Source organism: Fictibacillus barbaricus (genome assembly GCF_031457135.1).
GTDB lineage: Bacteria > Bacillota > Bacilli > Bacillales > Fictibacillaceae > Fictibacillus > Fictibacillus barbaricus_A.
This window is the reverse complement of the sequence record NZ_JAVDWA010000003.1, coordinates 641735-657579: the sequence shown is the minus strand read 5'-3', so window position 1 is coordinate 657579 and position 15845 is coordinate 641735. Positions and strand designations below refer to the sequence as shown.

Genomic DNA, 15845 nt, shown 5'->3' with positions numbered 1-15845 from the left:
CGATGGATCTAGATACGCTTTTATCATTCGACTGGGGTGCTATGGCTCCTGAATTTATCATTTTAGGTACAGCAACACTTTTATCAGTGATCGACCTTTTTATGAAAAAAGAAACGAGCCGTAAACCAATCGCGTGGCTTACAGGTGCTGGAGTCATCTCGGCACTCGTCTCAGTATTAATGCAGCTCGATCATAAAGTGACTTCGATTTTGTTTGATACGTATCGCCTGGATTCGTTTTCGGTCGCCTTTAAAATCTTAATGCTGCTCGGTACGGGACTCGTATTGGTGCTCGCAGCAAGCTATAAAAAAGACGACATCGAAGAAAATCGGGGAGAGTTTTACTATTTGCTTCTGACCGCTTTGTTAGGTGCGATGATGATGGCATCGAGTGCGGACTTAATCACGCTGTTTGTCGGTCTCGAACTGCTTTCATTATCTTCCTATATCATGGCGGGTCTTGAAAAACGCGACAAACGAAGCAACGAGTCGGCGTTCAAATATGTGGTTTCTGGCGGAATCGCAACAGCGATCACATTGTTCGGTATGAGTTATGTTTTCGGTCTGACGGGCGAAACCAATTTGTTTTTGATCGCTCAAAACATGCAGGATCCAGAAATATTGAAACATGGCTTTCTGCTTGTGTTTGCGTTCTTTATTACATTTGCCGGATTAACGTTTAAAATTGCGGCAGCACCACTTCACATGTGGGCACCTGATGTTTACGAAGGAGCGCCTGTACCGGTCACGGCATTTTTGAGCGTTGTATCGAAAACAGCAGGATTTGTGATCATGCTGAGACTGATCATTATCACGTTTATTGCAGCCGCAGGAATCAAAGGTGATTCTTTATTGCTCCAAGTTCAGCCATATGTAATGGTCCTGGCCGCAGTAACGATGATTATCGGTAACGTAACCGCCTTAAAGCAGAGAAACATAAAGAGGATGTTTGCCTATTCATCCATTTCTCAAGCGGGATACATTCTAGTTCCGTTCGTATCCAACTCATCTTTAATGTTTGAGCTCATCTGGTTTTACTTGCTCGCTTACTTGTTTATGAATATCGGAGCCTTTACCATTATTCAAGTATTAACAACACAAGCGAAGTCCAATGACATCAGCGTGTTCCGGTCACTGTTCAAGCGGTCGCCATGGCTTGCTGTTCCGATGACGATCTTTCTTTTATCGCTCGCTGGTATTCCGGTCACAGCAGGATTCGTCGGGAAGTTCGGAATCTTTATGGGAGCCCTCGGCGGACAGCCTGCCCATTATTGGCTCGCAGGTGTCATGATGGTTGGAACACTCATTTCGTACGTGTACTACTTTAATGTGATGGCAGTCATGTTTTTCCGAGACGGGGAAGAAGCGAAGATTTCTGTTCCTCCAGGCTTGGCAGTTGTATTAGCGTTTTGTGCGGTTTCAACCGTCATACTCGGTATCATGCCAGAGCTCGCATTGAATTTCTTTTATGGAAACTTCGATATTAACGAATTCTTTATGCGAATTGAAGATATCGCTGATCATGTGCATTAACTAAGACTACTTTTCATGAATTTCCCTGTCTGAAGAAGATGGCAGGGAAATTTTTTGTTTGGAAATAAGAAGATTCCACACTTTTGTTGAAGAATACGAGACTTTTTCGGTGGAATGCCATACTTTTTTTATTATAAACACGAGACAACAAAATTCGACAAACCAAGAACGGAAACTTCAGCTAAAACGAAATTCATTTTCAAGCTGAAATTAAGGACATTTTTTAGCTCAATTATCAGGCTATTTCCATCAATTATTACGAAAAAATGAACAATATTTATTTAAGCGTTTTCATAAGGGAAAACTAGTGAAAAAGTAACTATCTAATATATGTAGAAAGAATTAATATTAAGGTTGTCGAAATATGTAATAGGAGGTCCGTACGACATGGTTCAAATAGGTCAGCAAGCTTTATTGCATATTATCGTACATTTGATTTTTTTAGTTATTGTTTGGTGGGCTATGCAAGCTTTCAACTTTGATGCATGGATCAGAAAAGGAAAAGTCGTTCAGGCACGAGTGCTGTATATATTATTTGTTATTAGCATCGCAAGTCTAGTGAGCGATTTCTTTTTAAAGTATTTACAGTTTTCCACGAATCTAAGTCAATTATTTGGATGATTTTGTTCGCTTGCTTTTTGAACTTGAAGTAAACAGAATTGTCGGAAAATGACTACAAGTTCCACGGATATCCTTTTTCTTCTTGGCAATAATGAGAAATAGAGAGGATGTGCCGGGGATGAAAAAATGGACATTAGCGATTACAGCAATTTTGCTTTTTATATGGATAACTTCTGGATATGCGAAAACAGACGATGAAACCAACGAAATTCCACATATAATAGACGTTTTAATAAAAGATGGTGCAAAGCCTGACAAATGGACGATGTATTTCAGAGGAAAATTAGGTTTTGATTCCAATGGACTAGGGTATTTAAATCAAGCAGAAGAGCTAAAACGCAAGTGGCCAGAATTTAACTGGGTGGTAAAGGAAGATGCAGCTGGACATGAAAAAATATCTGGGCAGCTTCAAAACGAGGACCTGCAAGTCATTGAGAAGATTACGGTCATCACATACCCCCAAAAACAGCAAATGCAATCGTATTTTATTTATGCGGTTGAAGGACTTGTAAATACAAATCAAAATTGGAAAGAAATCCAGACATTATTAAAGAACCGTACAAAAGACTCAATTGGAGGAAATCCCAATATTTTCTCTTGTGTAACAGGTACATACGGTGATAAAATGGTGGGTGATTTGTATTTTAAAGCAAATGAGCTGGTACAATCTTTTTCTGGAATTTCTGTAGAAGGGCTAAAGGAAGAGACGTTTGTGTCACTATCTGCATATACTGAGCAGTGGGAACAAGCGATTTATACTGGTCATAACCAAAAAATGAATCTTCAGGTGGCGTTGAGAACTGAAGGAATGGGCAGTAAAACTACTGTCACAATTGGCACACCAATAATTACGTCTGAATATTAATATACAAATTGGACGCGGAGGGGAATATCGTTGGAAAAAATCATTGTCCGTGGTGGTAGGCGGTTAGAAGGCTCTGTTCGAGTTGAAGGAGCTAAAAATGCCGTACTTCCTGTCATCGCAGCATCCATTTTAGCAAGTAAAGGCAAGAGTACAATTACAGAGGTCCCGGCACTCGCTGATGTATTTACAATCAACGAAGTGTTACGTTATTTAAATCTTGATGTAGTCTTTGAAAATGGTCAAATTCATGTAGATGCTACAAATGAATTGAAAACAGAGGCACCTTTTGAATATGTAAGAAAAATGAGAGCGTCATTCCTAGTAATGGGACCGTTGCTTGCGCGTGTGGGACTATCCCGTATCGCATTGCCAGGCGGATGTGCAATCGGATCACGTCCGATCGACCAGCATCTTAAAGGCTTTGAAGCAATGGGCGCAGCTGTCAAAATCGGAAACGGCTTTATCGAAGCTAAAATCGATGGCAGATTACAAGGCGCTAAAATCTATCTGGACTTCCCAAGTGTAGGAGCTACTGAGAACATCATGATGGCAGCAACACTTGCAGAAGGAACGACAGTAATCGAAAACGCAGCAAAAGAGCCTGAGATTGTTTGTTTAGCGAACTACTTAAATGCTATGGGCGCAACTGTAATTGGTGCAGGTACAGGAACAATCCGTATCGTTGGTGTTGAAGAGCTTTCAGGCGCTGAGCACGCAGTTATCGCTGACCGTATTGAAGCAGGAACATATATGGTAGCAGCAGCAATCACGCAAGGTGATGTTTTAATCGAAAATGCAATCGCAGAGCATTTACGTCCTTTAATCGCAAAAATGGAAGAAATGGGCGTTCAAATTCAAGAAGAAGGTCAAGGACTTCGTGTTCGCGGACCTGAAGAATTAAAGCCTGTTGATATTAAAACAATGCCGCATCCAGGGTTCCCGACAGATCTTCAGTCTCAAATGATGGCGTTATTGCTTCGTGCAAACGGAACAAGCGTTATTACGGAAACTGTATTTGAAAATCGTTTCATGCACGTGGAAGAATTCCGCCGTATGAACGGAGATATTAAAATCGAAGGCCGTTCATCAGTGATTAACGGACCTGTAAACCTTCAAGGTGCAGAAGTAGCATCAACTGACCTTCGTGCCGGCGCAGCACTTGTACTGGCTGGGCTTGTCGCAGACGGTTACACACGTGTTACGGAACTGAAGCACATTGATCGTGGATATGTTGATTTCACAGGAAAACTAGCAGCATTAGGCGCTGATATTGAGCGTGTTAATGAAGATGTACAAACAAAACCAGCAACAGAGCAATCATTAAAAAGTAATTTAGCATAATATATTATTCCTGAAAAAGCTGACTCAAAGGCGATTTACGCCAGCGAGTCGGCTTTTTTGCATACATTATTGCTCTTGGAAGTTATTGATTTCCGCTTCTGGATGCTCGCTTTCCGGGGGGGTGTGCGGTGAGCCACCTCGTGCTTTTGGCACCTGAAGTGTCTCACCTGTCCCACTGTTCCCCCAGGAGTCTCGCACCTTACACTACAATCAATTTATCAATGATGACTTTGAAAGAAGCTCAAAAGCAACAGTCTTAGAAACACCTTTTCTAAAAGACTGTTACTAATAAAATATTTTCAAGAAGTTTTTTAAAGAAAATAAATTGAAGCAGAAGGTGAGACTCCTCTATTTCGCAAGACTACGAGTCGGGTCATAGCATGCAGAAAGCAAACAGTTTGAAAAGGAAATCAATTACTATCAGAAACTATGATTTCTAAATTTGTAAGCTTCTTGAAGAATCCCGTTAAGTCACAAAAAATAAAAACGACTGAATTGTTTATTTCAAAGAGAGTTCGGGAATCATAACCGTATACCAATTTCCTATATAAATAGAAAGGAAGTCGAACTTATGCTTTGGACAATAATTGGAATTTTACTTGTACTATGGCTATTAGGCGTAGTATTTAAAGTAGCTGGCGGTATCATTCATATTCTTCTCGTAATTGCACTGATTGTCTTTTTAATCAATTTTTTTAGAGGCAGAAAGTCCAGGTGACGAAACAGCTAACTCATTCATTGGGTTAGCTGTTTTTTTATGAAGAGTGATTGTCTTATGATGTCGGGATGTAGATATGTAAGACATTCGTATAGAATAAGTGTTCAATCGTGTAGAAATAAGTAGCTAAGCTGGATTTTCACCTTCCTTTTAGGTGGCTGATCCAGCTTTTTTTATGTAATTGAAATTTATTTACCGAACTGTTCAGTATCTTCTTCTTTTTCTTTATACTCCGTTTCCATTGCAGCAGTAACTAAGCCCCTTTCACGTAAAAAGAACCAAGCAGATATCGAACGAAACTAGTTCCAATAACCTGTTTTTTCTATAAAATGCAGATAATTAGTAATAAACTATCAAAATTTTTGAAATAGTTTGAAAATAAAATAAATGGTGGTAATATAGATTCACTGGGCTTTAAAAGCTTCAAACTACTAATGAGGTAAAGGGGATAACAGGATGAACAAGAAACTAGTGGCATGGGGATTAACACTTGGACTTGCAGTAAGTCCTTTTGCAAGTGGACAAGCATCTGCAGCAACACCTTTTAATGTTTTGTCTGTAAAAGAGTACAACAGCGCTACAGGCACACCTTCATTTGTATCAGGGAAGTTAACGGACGCGTCGAGTCAATCGGCTAAGGACGTAGTTATGTCCTACATTCAAAAAGAATCAAAAACATTCAAAATCGGCAGCCAAAAAGCGGGGGACGCTTTTACGGTACAATCCGTTACAAAAGATGCGTCAGGACGCCAAATTGTTCGTCTTCAGCAATCATATAAAGGAGTTCCTGTTTGGGGATCTACCCAAGTAGCACATGTGAATGATAAAGGAGAGCTGGTTGTATTCTCTGGAAGTGTGATCCCAAATTTGCAGGATCAACAAGGATTAGGATTTGGTAAAAAAATTCCGGCATCCAAAGCTGTAACCATCGCAGCTGATGACTTGGGCTATACGCCAACATATGAAAAAACACCAACCTCAGACTTGGTTGTGTATACACAAGGAGATAAAGCAACGTATGCTTACTTCGTTAACTTAAACTTCTTATCTCCTAAACCGGGGAACTATAACTATTTTGTAGACGCTAAAACAGGAGAAATTCTCAATTCCTATAACAATCTAGATGAAGTAAACGGACCGCAAGCGGCTAAGCCTGGCGGAGGCGGTTCATTAACCGGAACAAACACAGTGGGATCTGGAACAGGAGTACTAGGGGATACAAAATCTCTGAACACACTATTATCAAGCGGAACATATTACTTGCAGGACAATACGAGAGGCAACGGTATTCTTACATACGATGGTGCTAATCGTCAGCAGCTTCCTGGCAAGCTTTGGGCAGACGCCGATAACCAGTTTAACGCCACTTATGACAGAGCGGCTGTAGATGCTCATTATTACGCAGGATCCACTTACGATTATTATAAGAACGTATTTGGCCGTAACTCTTATGATAATAAAGGTGCGGCGCTCAAATCGACTGTACACTATGGCAGAAACTACAACAATGCGTTCTGGAACGGTTCTCAGATGGTATACGGCGATGGGGACGGAACAACTTTCATCTCCTTATCTGGCGGACTGGATGTTGTAGCTCATGAATTAACACATGCGGTTACATCAAGTTCATCTAATCTTGTCTATCAAAATGAGTCAGGCGCATTAAACGAAGCCATTTCCGATATTTTCGGTACTCTAGTAGAGTTCTATAAAAACAACAACCCTGATTATTTGATCGGAGAAGACATCTACACACCGGGTACTGCCAACGATGCGCTTCGTTCTATGAGTGATCCGACGAAATACGGTGATCCCGATCACTATTCTAAGCGCTACACAGGTACAAGTGATAATGGCGGCGTTCATACGAACAGCGGTATCATCAACAAAGCAGCTTACTTGCTGGCAGCAGGCGGCACGCATTACGGAGTGACGGTAACTGGTATCGGAAACGATAAAGTAGGAGCGATCTACTACAGAGCAAACACAGTTTATTTAACATCATCATCTACGTTCAGCCAAGCGAGAGCGGCACTTGTACAAGCAGCAGCTGACCTTTACGGAGCGTCTTCAGCAGAAGTGAATTCCGTGAAAAAATCTTACGACGCAGTTGGCGTAAACTAAAACTAAATCGTGACAAACCCTGATCTTTGCAATGCGGATCAGGGTTTTTATTTTTACAGCCCATTCACCGCCATTTTCCCTAAAGGTCCATTTTCATCAATCACATCCTGCAGGTCAAAAACGGAAATAACAAACATCGGAAACCCATAAGCGTATGCGGTTAACTCATATAACTGAAAGTAGATGACGAGCGCTTTATCCGCGATATAGAAGTCTTGATCAGGACTGATGCTTTTAAAGGGCTCCAGCGTGAAAATGTTCAATCTTTTGATCTGTTCTTTTATGTTTCGATTCAAAACCTCCACGTAATTGCTGTTTGGTTTGAATAAATCCTTCAAGCTGTACGTTCTTCCCGTTGTCAAATCCCACGTCAGTGACTTAATGTACGTCATTCCATGTGCGGCATGCGGGGTATAGGCAAAATTGCTGAAACCGATGCTCAGTATGTTTTTTTCGTTTGTTTTAACAGCGAACTCTCCATACATACCAGGCCGTGCCTCAGGATTTTGCATCTCTCCAAGCTGCTGATTCATGTGAATGATTTGCTGATTCACATGGTGTTTAATTCGCGGATTGATCTGTCCATCAATCTCTGGATAATAAATCCTCATTTGATTATGAGTATACGTACGTGTCCGAACCAAAACAGGAGCTTCGAAATTTGCCATCACAGTCACCCCTTTAATGATCATCCATTTATTTTATGCAAAATGAAGCTTGTATCAGACGCCTTGTAAACAAAACTCGCAGAATAATAATAGAACCATTTTTCAATAGGCTGTTTTCGTATACTTTGATGCTCTTGTAAGTGGTTGATTTCCGTTTCAGGTTACTCGCTTTCCACGGGGCGGGCGGTGAGCCACATTTGTGCTATGCACCATTAAGTGTCTCACCTGTCCCACCTATCCCGTAGGAGTCTCGCACCTTGCACTCCAATCAACTTGTCAATGTTGATATGAGCTGAAAGTAACCATTTTAGAAAATAGTCTTTTATATAAATCGACGTGGTAACAAGTTTAGGTTCATAGCATAAGTGCAACAAAGACGGGCGGATAAAGCATAAAGTCAGTCGAGTCTTTTTTAATTGTAAAAATACTAGTTTTCATGTTCTAAGTCTTACCGATTTTGTATAAGTTGTATGGTAGAAACGATATAGGAGGGCATCGGAAAAGTGAATATGAAAATCAAGCCATTGCTCTGGATCATCGCCATTTTTATTGCTGTTATCGTCCTCATTCCCGCCATACTTGTCCTGCCATTTTCGTCAGCACCTCCTGATTGGAAGAAAGAAAGCCGGGCAAAACCAACTGAGAAAATGCTAGCTTTGGAAATCCCGCATTCAGACATTGTCGTTCCGGTCTTTCGAAGTTCAATGGATACTGTCGAAAACATTCCGCTAGAAGAGTATGTAACCGGTGTGGTAGCGAGTGAGATGCCGGCAGAGTTTGAAGTAGAAGCTTTAAAGGCACAGGCGTTGACAGCAAGAACGTATATTGTGAAAACGATGTACGCGCAATCTAAGGATGATAGTTTGCCAGTAGAAGCAGTCGTCTCTGATACCGTGCAGCATCAGGTGTACAAAGGAAACGAAGAACTCAAAAAAATCTGGGGAGATGAGTATGCGGATAAGCTATCAAAAGTCGTTAAAGCTGTTACTGAAACAAAAGGGCAGATCTTGACGTACGAAGGACAGCCGATTCAAGCGAGTTTTTTCTCAATGAGCAACGGATTCACGGTCGATTCAGAAGATTATTGGAAAAATAAGTACCCTTACTTAAGAAGTGTAGAAAGTCCTTGGGACAAAAAAGCACCGAAATTTGAACAGACGGTTCAACTGCCCGTAAGTCTGGTAGAGGAAAAGCTCGGGGTTTCCCTATCAAAGGATGGGAAAATCGGAAAAGTAGTTTCATCCACAAGCGGAAAGCGGATCGGTAAATTCGCAATCGGAAAAAAAGAGTTTACCGGTAAAGAAATAAGAGAGAAGCTGGAACTTCGGTCGACCGATTTCCAGATAACGAAGAAAGGCAAGCAGGTCACAATCACGACAAAAGGCTACGGCCATGGAGTCGGGATGAGCCAATACGGTGCGAACGGAATGGCGAAGGAAGGAAAAACATACAAAGACATACTAAACTATTATTACAAAGGGATCGCAATAGCCGATTACAAGCCTCTCATTGATAAGGGAGTAGCCTATCAAAAATAAGAGAATAGTAAAAAAGAAGGGGGTCTGTCCCGGGTCTGTCCCCGGGACAGACCCCCTCGCTCAAACCGCATTATGCCGCTTGGCTTGATGCGGTTTTTCCTGTTGGGTTTGTCGTATTTTGGCTGTCCGTGGTTATATCAGAAAAAATGTGGGATTGCTGATCAAAATCCTGGCTATGTGACGAGAAAACCTGGATATCCAATTAATAAATGTGGAATCGACGAATTTTAATCACTCGAAACCCCTGTTTTAGCTTTCAAAACAGGGGTTTTCCTATATGTCGAAAAAAACTTTCAAAAAATTTTTCCGCCAAAGTATATATTTTCAGAATTCTGTTCAAACTTGTTGCTGAGGTGATGAAAAATGAAAGAAGAAGAAAAACAAACAAAAAAACCAGTACCAATGAAAGGTATGAAGAAAATGAAAAAACGTTGGGTATACCCTGCAGTTTATCTTAGCTTTGCCGCAGTTATTTTAACATCTGTTCTATGGTATCAAAACGATGCGAAAAACGAGAAGGAGAACACAACTCCGAAAAGTGCATTTGAAGATAACGGAGCAGCAGTACCAGTTTCACTCACAAAAGAAAAATTCCAAATGCCAGTAGCTGATCCTGAATCCGTGGAAGTTGTAAAAGATTTCTTCAGCAGTGATTCCACAGCAGAAGAACAAGAAGCAGCTCTAGTATTCTATAACAATATCTACTATCAAAACCGCGGTGTGGATCTAGCAGCTGAAAACGGAAAATCGTTTGATGTAACTGCCGCTTTAAGCGGAAATGTTGTAAAAGTAGCCAAAGACCCTGCACTAGGCTGGGTAGTAGAGGTTGAACATGACAAAGGTGTTGTAACTCACTATTCATCACTCGCATCTGCTTCTGTAAAAGAAGGCGATCAAGTAAAACAAGGTACAGTCCTTGGTAAAGCTGGACAGAACGCATATGACAAGGATTCAAAAATTCATGCACACTTCGAAGTACGCAAAGACGGAGAAGCAGTTGACCCTGTAATGGCTTTGGACCAATCCGTTGCACAGCTTGCAACCGACGTTGACAGTCAGCGTAAAGAAATGAAGAAGCAGGAAGAAAAGAAAGCAGAAGAGCAAAAAGAGCAAAAGCCTGCGGAACAAAAAAAATCACCAGAACCAAAAGCTGATGATAAAGGCAGCAAAGACATGAAAAAAGATGAAGGCAAAAGCGGGAAAGATGGCAAAGATGCCAACAACGAAAAAGAAGAATCTTCCACGCAGTCTTCTGAAGACAGTGATGCTGCTCCATCAGGAACAAAAACATCTGCAGATGATTCAGGTGCACAAGATTAATAAAGGACAAGCTGACGCTGACATGGCTAACCCCATGAAGGAGTCGGCTTTTTCTTTTTTATAGGCTGCTACTGTGAATAAGAGGTTAATTTGATTGCTTTTCAAAAAGAAGAATGTGAGCGTGAACGGGCTAACTGGATCTGGAGTTAAGCAACATCTTTATCAACGGGGTCTGCTCACAAAACGTAGTTATTTTTTGAAAAGAACTTTTTAAGACAAGCCTATGGAATAAACATTCTTTGTTATTTTCACAAGAGGATATGTAGGTTTTTTCACGAAAATGGACATTTCCCCTTGTCCCAGTTGAGATTTAGGCATATAACCAAAACTTGGTTAATAAGATGTTACAAAACCTACAATTCAATTGAGGGTGAGCGGTGAGAAATCGTACTATGGCTGCGGTGGAAAAAGGGGAATGGATGTTGTAACTTATAAGCCGAAGATGACAACAAAACTTGTCACGTAGCTTGATCATACAAGTCTCTATCGCATCTCTCACATCCATTTTAGGGAGGCGAGTGGTGTGCACGATTACATCAAAGAGCGAACCATCAAGATAGGACGGTATATCGTGGAGACAAGAAAGACAGTTCGCATGATCGCAAAAGAATTCGGGGTTTCCAAAAGCACGGTGCATAAAGATCTCACCGAGCGGCTGCCTGAAATTAATCCTGATCTTGCAAATAACGTAAAAGAAATCCTCGAATACCATAAGTCCATCCGCCACTTAAGGGGTGGAGAAGCAACGCGCGTAAAATATAAAAAAGGCGCAGAGGAAGTTGTTCAATAACCCTTCAAGTATATGCAAGCTGATACAGAAAACGTTATGTACCTTGTAAAAACGTCTTTTTGATGTATTTTTGACAATTTTTCTCCTAATTCGACATACTTATGCTATAATGATAAATTGGATAGAACTTCGATTTTTTACTATAAATGTCATTATAAAGTATGGACTGTTTAACAGGGAGGATAAAAAATGCTTACAAGGGACGTTGGAATTGACCTTGGTACCGCTAATGTACTGATTTACGTAAAAGGAAAAGGGATCGTACTCGATGAACCATCAGTTGTTGCGATTGACACGAACACCGGGAAAGCGCTTGCTGTTGGAGAAGAAGCTCGCCGCATGGTTGGCCGTACACCAGGTAATATCGTAGCGATTCGTCCGTTAAAAGACGGCGTTATTGCTGACTTTGAAGTAACAGAGCAAATGCTGAAACACTTTATTAACAAAATTAAAGTGAAGGGCGTGTTTGCCAAACCAAGAATCTTAATCTGCACACCAACAAACATTACGTCTGTTGAACAAAAAGCCATTAGAGAAGCGGCGCAAAAGTGCGGCGCGAAGCATATCTTTTTAGAAGAAGAGCCTAAAGTTGCAGCAATCGGGGCGGGGATGGATATCTTCCAGCCAAGCGGTAATATGGTTGTGGACATCGGTGGTGGCACAACGGATATTGCTGTCTTGAGTATGGGCGATATTGTCACCTCCTCTTCTATTAAAATGGCAGGGGACAAGTTCGATGCTGAAATTCTTCAGTACATAAAGAAGGAATATAAGCTATTGATCGGTGAACGAACAGCTGAAAACATTAAGCTGAACGTGGCTACTGTTTACCCTGGTGCTCGTGAAGAAGAGCTTGAAATCCGCGGACGCGATATGGTGTCTGGATTGCCCCGCACAATCACAGTACACTCAAAAGAGATTCAAAAAGCATTGATGGAGCCTGTGATGGTTCTCGTTCAGGCAGCGAAAAGCGTTCTGGAGAAAACACCGCCAGAGCTTTCAGCAGACATCATCGACCGCGGTATCATGTTGACAGGTGGAGGAGCGCTCCTTCACGGAATCGATAAGCTATTTGCCGAAGAGTTAAAAGTACCTGTATTGATTGCAGAAGAGCCAATGAGAGCAGTAGCACAAGGAACTGGCTTAATGCTTGAACATATGGATAAAATCGCGAAAAGAAAAGTGTTTTAATAAAGGAAAACTGGCATAAACGTGTGGATTTTGCACGAGATAGCCAGTTTTTTTGTTTTATTTGACTGTGATCCAGTTGGAAATCCGTGGTCCATATATCCACGTTAATTTTGTTTTATCCTCGGTAAATCTGATTAATTCCACATTAAATGGTATTTAACCACGAACTGACAAAATTCGAAATTCGCGCGCAGTCTCAAACACTCACAAATGAATATCAAATTCCTTTAGCAAATCTTGAAAGGCAGGCCGTTCATTCCCATCTCTTCCGATGACATGAGTAGCCGTCACTAAAGAATTTAGCACAGATTCTTCAACTGCCTCAACGACAGCCCGGAAAACTTCATCCATATCTTCCTCATGAATGGTTGGGATCGTTAAACAGTGCGATGGCTTGTCATGTGGAATTTTTGTTGCGGTGGAAAAACTGATCACAACTTCGCCACTGCCATGAGTGATGATTGATCCTGTTCGTGATAATCCCGCAACAGCTCTTTTATTTAGACGGTTCAACTGACGCTCAGAAACAGGAAGATCAGTCGCAATAATGACAATAATGGAACCCTTATCTTTTTCTTCCCATGAACGCAATAGAGCTTCCTTCAGCTCTTGCCCGATCGATCTGCCGTTAATCATGAGATCACTCAAAATACCAAAGTTCGATAACACGAGCACGCCGACTGTATATTCTCCATGTGCTAAAGAAATACGTCTAGATGCTGAACCTATGCCTCCTTTTAAGGAATAACAAAGCATGCCTGTCCCCGCGCCAACACTTCCTTCCAAAAATTCAGTAGAAGCATTGTGAATGGCTTGGAAAACATGCTCTTTTTTAATGAATTGAGCACGGACATCATTCAGCAGCATGTCATTGCATTCTCCTACAATCGGATTTACGGTTCCGGTTGAACGGCCGATCTCAGGATTATGTTCGAGCATGTATTGGATCAATACGTCGGCGGCTGTCCCGATGCTTAATGTGTTCGTTAATATGATGGGTGTTTCAATCACACCTAACTCCTGCATTTGAACCGTCCCCATCGTTTTTCCAAACCCATTAATTACATGACTCGACGCAATCAATTTTTCTTTGAAAATATTACCGGAATGGGGAATGATGGCGGTAACCCCTGTCTGCATGTCTCCATCACTAAGGGTAACATGTCCGACTGTAACGCCTTCCACATCCGTTATGGCATTTAAGGGTCCTTTTTTTAGGCGTCCTATTTTCACTCCATAATCATGTATTCGTTTTTGATGAAACATCAAACAATCACCCTCAATTTCATTTAGTAAAAGATTCTTTCATTTTATCACGAGCAACTTCCTGCATTATCAGAACATCTTTTAGTACAAATTCCTCATTTTAAAAAGGAATTCGCCATTGTTCGCAGAATTGTATTAAGGAATGTAAAAAACTGTCGATATTTACGAAGAGACATTTTGTGTCCAGATTACAATTACAGGAGGAATACTCCGTGTTAAGAGGTTTTTATAACGCTGCATCCGGCATGCTGGCACAGCAGCGCAAACAAGAGATATTAACGAACAATATGGCAAATGCCAATACACCTGGATATAAAGCAGACACCGCCAGTCTGCGCACGTTTCCAACGATGCTTTTGCAGCATATGGGAGAGACGAAACTAAACGGCAGATCGATTCCAAACAACTACTCGCTAGGACAAGCAGGTCTTGGAACAGGAGTCTATGTACAAGAAACGACTCCGAACTTCCTCCAAGGTGACCTTAGTGAAACAGGGATCAAAACGGATATGGCGCTTTTGCAAAGCCAAGTACCTTTAGATCCTGAAACAAAGACCCCTGGCGGATTGTTTTTCCGATTAAACGTAAATGGCGAAGAACGATTTACTCGTAACGGTCATTTTTCCGTTGATGCATCCGGTGATTTAGTTACAGCAGAAGGCTATTACGTTCTCGGAAAAAACGGAAACCGAATTAACGTTACAAATGAGAATTTTTCAGTGAATAAAGATGGTACGGTTCTGGATAATGGAAGAATCGCGGGTCAGATCGATGTTGCTCTAATAGCAAACCCTAACAAACTTGTAAAAGAAGGAAACGGACTTTTCAAGCTGAACGGTGGAACAGCAAAAAGCGCCATCGATAATCCTGAAGCGGCGTTTCAGCTGCAGCAAGGTTTCGTGGAGCGTTCTAATGTTAATGTAGAATCTACGATGACAGATATGCTGACGGCATACCGTGCATTTGAAGCAAATCAAAAAGTGCTGCAAGCCTATGATCGTTCGATGGAAAAAGCAGCAAACGAAGTCGGCCGGATCGGCTAGGGGGATAAATCATGAATCAATCTATGATTTCAGCAGCGGTGACAATGGGACAGCTTCAGCAAAAGCTCGATACCATTTCAAATAATATGGCGAACAGCAACACAAACGGCTATAAACGCCGCGATGTACAGTTTTCCGATCTTCTAGTTCAGCAGATTGAAAGTAACCAGCTAAATGATGCCGAAGTAGGACGAACGACTCCGAATGGAACGAGACTCGGAACGGGTGCACGTGCTTCTTCCACTTCTGTAAGTTTAAACGCAGGGGCACTGCAGCAAACGGGCCGTACGCTGGATGTCGCGCTGAATGAGCCGGGGATGTTTTTTCAAATTCAAACCGGAGATGGGACACAATACACGAGAAATGGTGCATTTTATTTATCACCATCTGCGAACAATCCAAATGTAATGGAGCTCGTAACATCTGAAGGCAACCTGGTGATGGGTGTAAATGGACCGATTACGATTCCTGCTGACAACCAGAAAATTTCCATTGGACAAAATGGTCAAGTTTCGGTAACGTTAAATAATGGAACAGTTGTTGAATCTGGACAGCTTTCACTCGTAAATATTGTTCGGCCGCAGCTTATGCTTGCTGTTGGACAAAATTTTCAAGCTCCACAAGGTATTCCATTGAATCAGCTTCTTCAGCAATTAGGTGCAGGATCAGGAAACTTTGTACAGCAAGGAGCATTAGAGTCATCCAACGTAGATATTTCTAAAGAGATGACTGACATGATTCAAACACAACGTTCTTATCAATTTAATGCGCGTTCTCTTACAATGGCTGACCAGATGATGGGGTTAGTTAACGGGCTTCGCTAAATGA

At 41.4% G+C, this 15845-nt stretch carries 14 protein-coding genes; 12 read left to right on the top strand and 2 right to left on the bottom strand.

The window, feature by feature from the left end:
- Nucleotides 1–2: 2 nt before the first annotated feature.
- The 6 genes from nuoN (at nt 3) to J2X07_RS12190 (ending at nt 7201) form a co-directional block, all read left to right on the top strand.
- Nucleotides 3–1532: an NADH-quinone oxidoreductase subunit NuoN gene (gene nuoN, locus J2X07_RS12215; protein ID WP_310258982.1), complete on the top strand. Its 1530-nt coding sequence runs from the start codon at nt 3–5 to the stop codon at nt 1530–1532.
- A 387-nt stretch (nt 1533–1919) separates the two neighbouring features.
- On the top strand, nt 1920–2153 hold the full coding sequence (locus J2X07_RS12210; RefSeq protein WP_310258981.1) for a DUF1146 family protein: 234 nt from the start codon (nt 1920–1922) through the stop codon (nt 2151–2153).
- Between the two features lie 118 nt (nt 2154–2271).
- Nucleotides 2272–3018, top strand: coding sequence for a YwmB family TATA-box binding protein (locus J2X07_RS12205; RefSeq protein ID WP_310258980.1), 747 nt, complete (start codon nt 2272–2274; stop codon nt 3016–3018).
- 30 nt (nt 3019–3048) lie between these two features.
- Nucleotides 3049–4359: a UDP-N-acetylglucosamine 1-carboxyvinyltransferase gene (murA, locus tag J2X07_RS12200; RefSeq protein WP_310258979.1), complete on the top strand. Its 1311-nt coding sequence runs from the start codon at nt 3049–3051 to the stop codon at nt 4357–4359.
- Nucleotides 4360–4930: 571 nt separating this feature from the next.
- On the top strand, nt 4931–5077 hold the full coding sequence (locus J2X07_RS12195) for a lmo0937 family membrane protein (RefSeq protein ID WP_310258978.1): 147 nt from the start codon (nt 4931–4933) through the stop codon (nt 5075–5077).
- Between the two features lie 456 nt (nt 5078–5533).
- A complete protein-coding gene (locus J2X07_RS12190) occupies nt 5534–7201 on the top strand; it encodes a M4 family metallopeptidase (RefSeq protein WP_310258977.1) in 1668 nt (555 codons plus the stop codon).
- A 53-nt stretch (nt 7202–7254) separates the two neighbouring features.
- Here J2X07_RS12190 and J2X07_RS12185 read toward each other — a convergent pair whose 3' ends face one another.
- A complete protein-coding gene (locus J2X07_RS12185; protein ID WP_310258976.1) occupies nt 7255–7869 on the bottom strand; it encodes a DUF3298 and DUF4163 domain-containing protein in 615 nt (204 codons plus the stop codon).
- 509 nt (nt 7870–8378) lie between these two features.
- On the opposite strand from J2X07_RS12185, the gene spoIID reads away from it, so the two are divergent.
- The 4 genes from spoIID (at nt 8379) to J2X07_RS12165 (ending at nt 12708) form a co-directional block, all read left to right on the top strand.
- A complete protein-coding gene (gene spoIID / locus J2X07_RS12180) occupies nt 8379–9407 on the top strand; it encodes a stage II sporulation protein D (RefSeq protein ID WP_396194132.1) in 1029 nt (342 codons plus the stop codon).
- A 363-nt stretch (nt 9408–9770) separates the two neighbouring features.
- The gene (locus J2X07_RS12175; protein ID WP_310258974.1) at nt 9771–10727 is read left to right on the top strand and encodes a M23 family metallopeptidase; all 957 of its coding nucleotides are present in this window, start codon (nt 9771–9773) and stop codon (nt 10725–10727) included.
- A gap of 523 nt (nt 10728–11250) precedes the next feature.
- Entirely contained in the window at nt 11251–11517 is a 267-nt protein-coding gene (spoIIID, locus tag J2X07_RS12170) for a sporulation transcriptional regulator SpoIIID (protein WP_026677325.1), read from the top strand.
- A 189-nt stretch (nt 11518–11706) separates the two neighbouring features.
- Nucleotides 11707–12708, top strand: a complete 1002-nt coding sequence (locus J2X07_RS12165) for a rod shape-determining protein (RefSeq protein ID WP_310258973.1) — start codon at nt 11707–11709, stop codon at nt 12706–12708.
- A gap of 204 nt (nt 12709–12912) precedes the next feature.
- Here the strand turns inward: J2X07_RS12165 and J2X07_RS12160 are convergent, their stop codons facing one another.
- Entirely contained in the window at nt 12913–13974 is a 1062-nt protein-coding gene (locus tag J2X07_RS12160) for a P1 family peptidase (protein WP_310258972.1), read from the bottom strand.
- A 212-nt stretch (nt 13975–14186) separates the two neighbouring features.
- On the opposite strand from J2X07_RS12160, the gene J2X07_RS12155 reads away from it, so the two are divergent.
- Both J2X07_RS12155 and J2X07_RS12150 read left to right on the top strand, forming a co-directional pair.
- Nucleotides 14187–15017, top strand: coding sequence for a flagellar hook-basal body protein (locus J2X07_RS12155; RefSeq protein ID WP_310258971.1), 831 nt, complete (start codon nt 14187–14189; stop codon nt 15015–15017).
- 11 nt (nt 15018–15028) lie between these two features.
- Complete coding sequence (locus J2X07_RS12150; RefSeq protein ID WP_310258970.1) at nt 15029–15841, top strand: flagellar hook-basal body protein; 813 nt, start codon at nt 15029–15031, stop codon at nt 15839–15841.
- Nucleotides 15842–15845: the final 4 nt, after the last annotated feature.

What these genes read in the sequence shown, in the direction of transcription:
- J2X07_RS12210 (WP_310258981.1), top strand. Translation starts at nt 1,920, where the DNA reads ATGGTTCAAATAGGTCAGCAAGCTTTATTGCATATTATCGTACATTTG.
- spoIID (WP_396194132.1), top strand. Translation starts at nt 8,379, where the DNA reads ATGAAAATCAAGCCATTGCTCTGGATCATCGCCATTTTTATTGCTGTT.
- J2X07_RS12190 (WP_310258977.1), top strand. Translation starts at nt 5,534, where the DNA reads ATGAACAAGAAACTAGTGGCATGGGGATTAACACTTGGACTTGCAGTA.
- J2X07_RS12185 (WP_310258976.1), bottom strand. Translation starts at nt 7,869, where the DNA reads ATGGCAAATTTCGAAGCTCCTGTTTTGGTTCGGACACGTACGTATACT.
- J2X07_RS12195 (WP_310258978.1), top strand. Translation starts at nt 4,931, where the DNA reads ATGCTTTGGACAATAATTGGAATTTTACTTGTACTATGGCTATTAGGC.
- J2X07_RS12175 (WP_310258974.1), top strand. Translation starts at nt 9,771, where the DNA reads ATGAAAGAAGAAGAAAAACAAACAAAAAAACCAGTACCAATGAAAGGT.
- J2X07_RS12150 (WP_310258970.1), top strand. Translation starts at nt 15,029, where the DNA reads ATGAATCAATCTATGATTTCAGCAGCGGTGACAATGGGACAGCTTCAG.
- J2X07_RS12165 (WP_310258973.1), top strand. Translation starts at nt 11,707, where the DNA reads ATGCTTACAAGGGACGTTGGAATTGACCTTGGTACCGCTAATGTACTG.
- J2X07_RS12160 (WP_310258972.1), bottom strand. Translation starts at nt 13,974, where the DNA reads ATGTTTCATCAAAAACGAATACATGATTATGGAGTGAAAATAGGACGC.
- nuoN (WP_310258982.1), top strand. Translation starts at nt 3, where the DNA reads ATGGATCTAGATACGCTTTTATCATTCGACTGGGGTGCTATGGCTCCT.
- J2X07_RS12205 (WP_310258980.1), top strand. Translation starts at nt 2,272, where the DNA reads ATGAAAAAATGGACATTAGCGATTACAGCAATTTTGCTTTTTATATGG.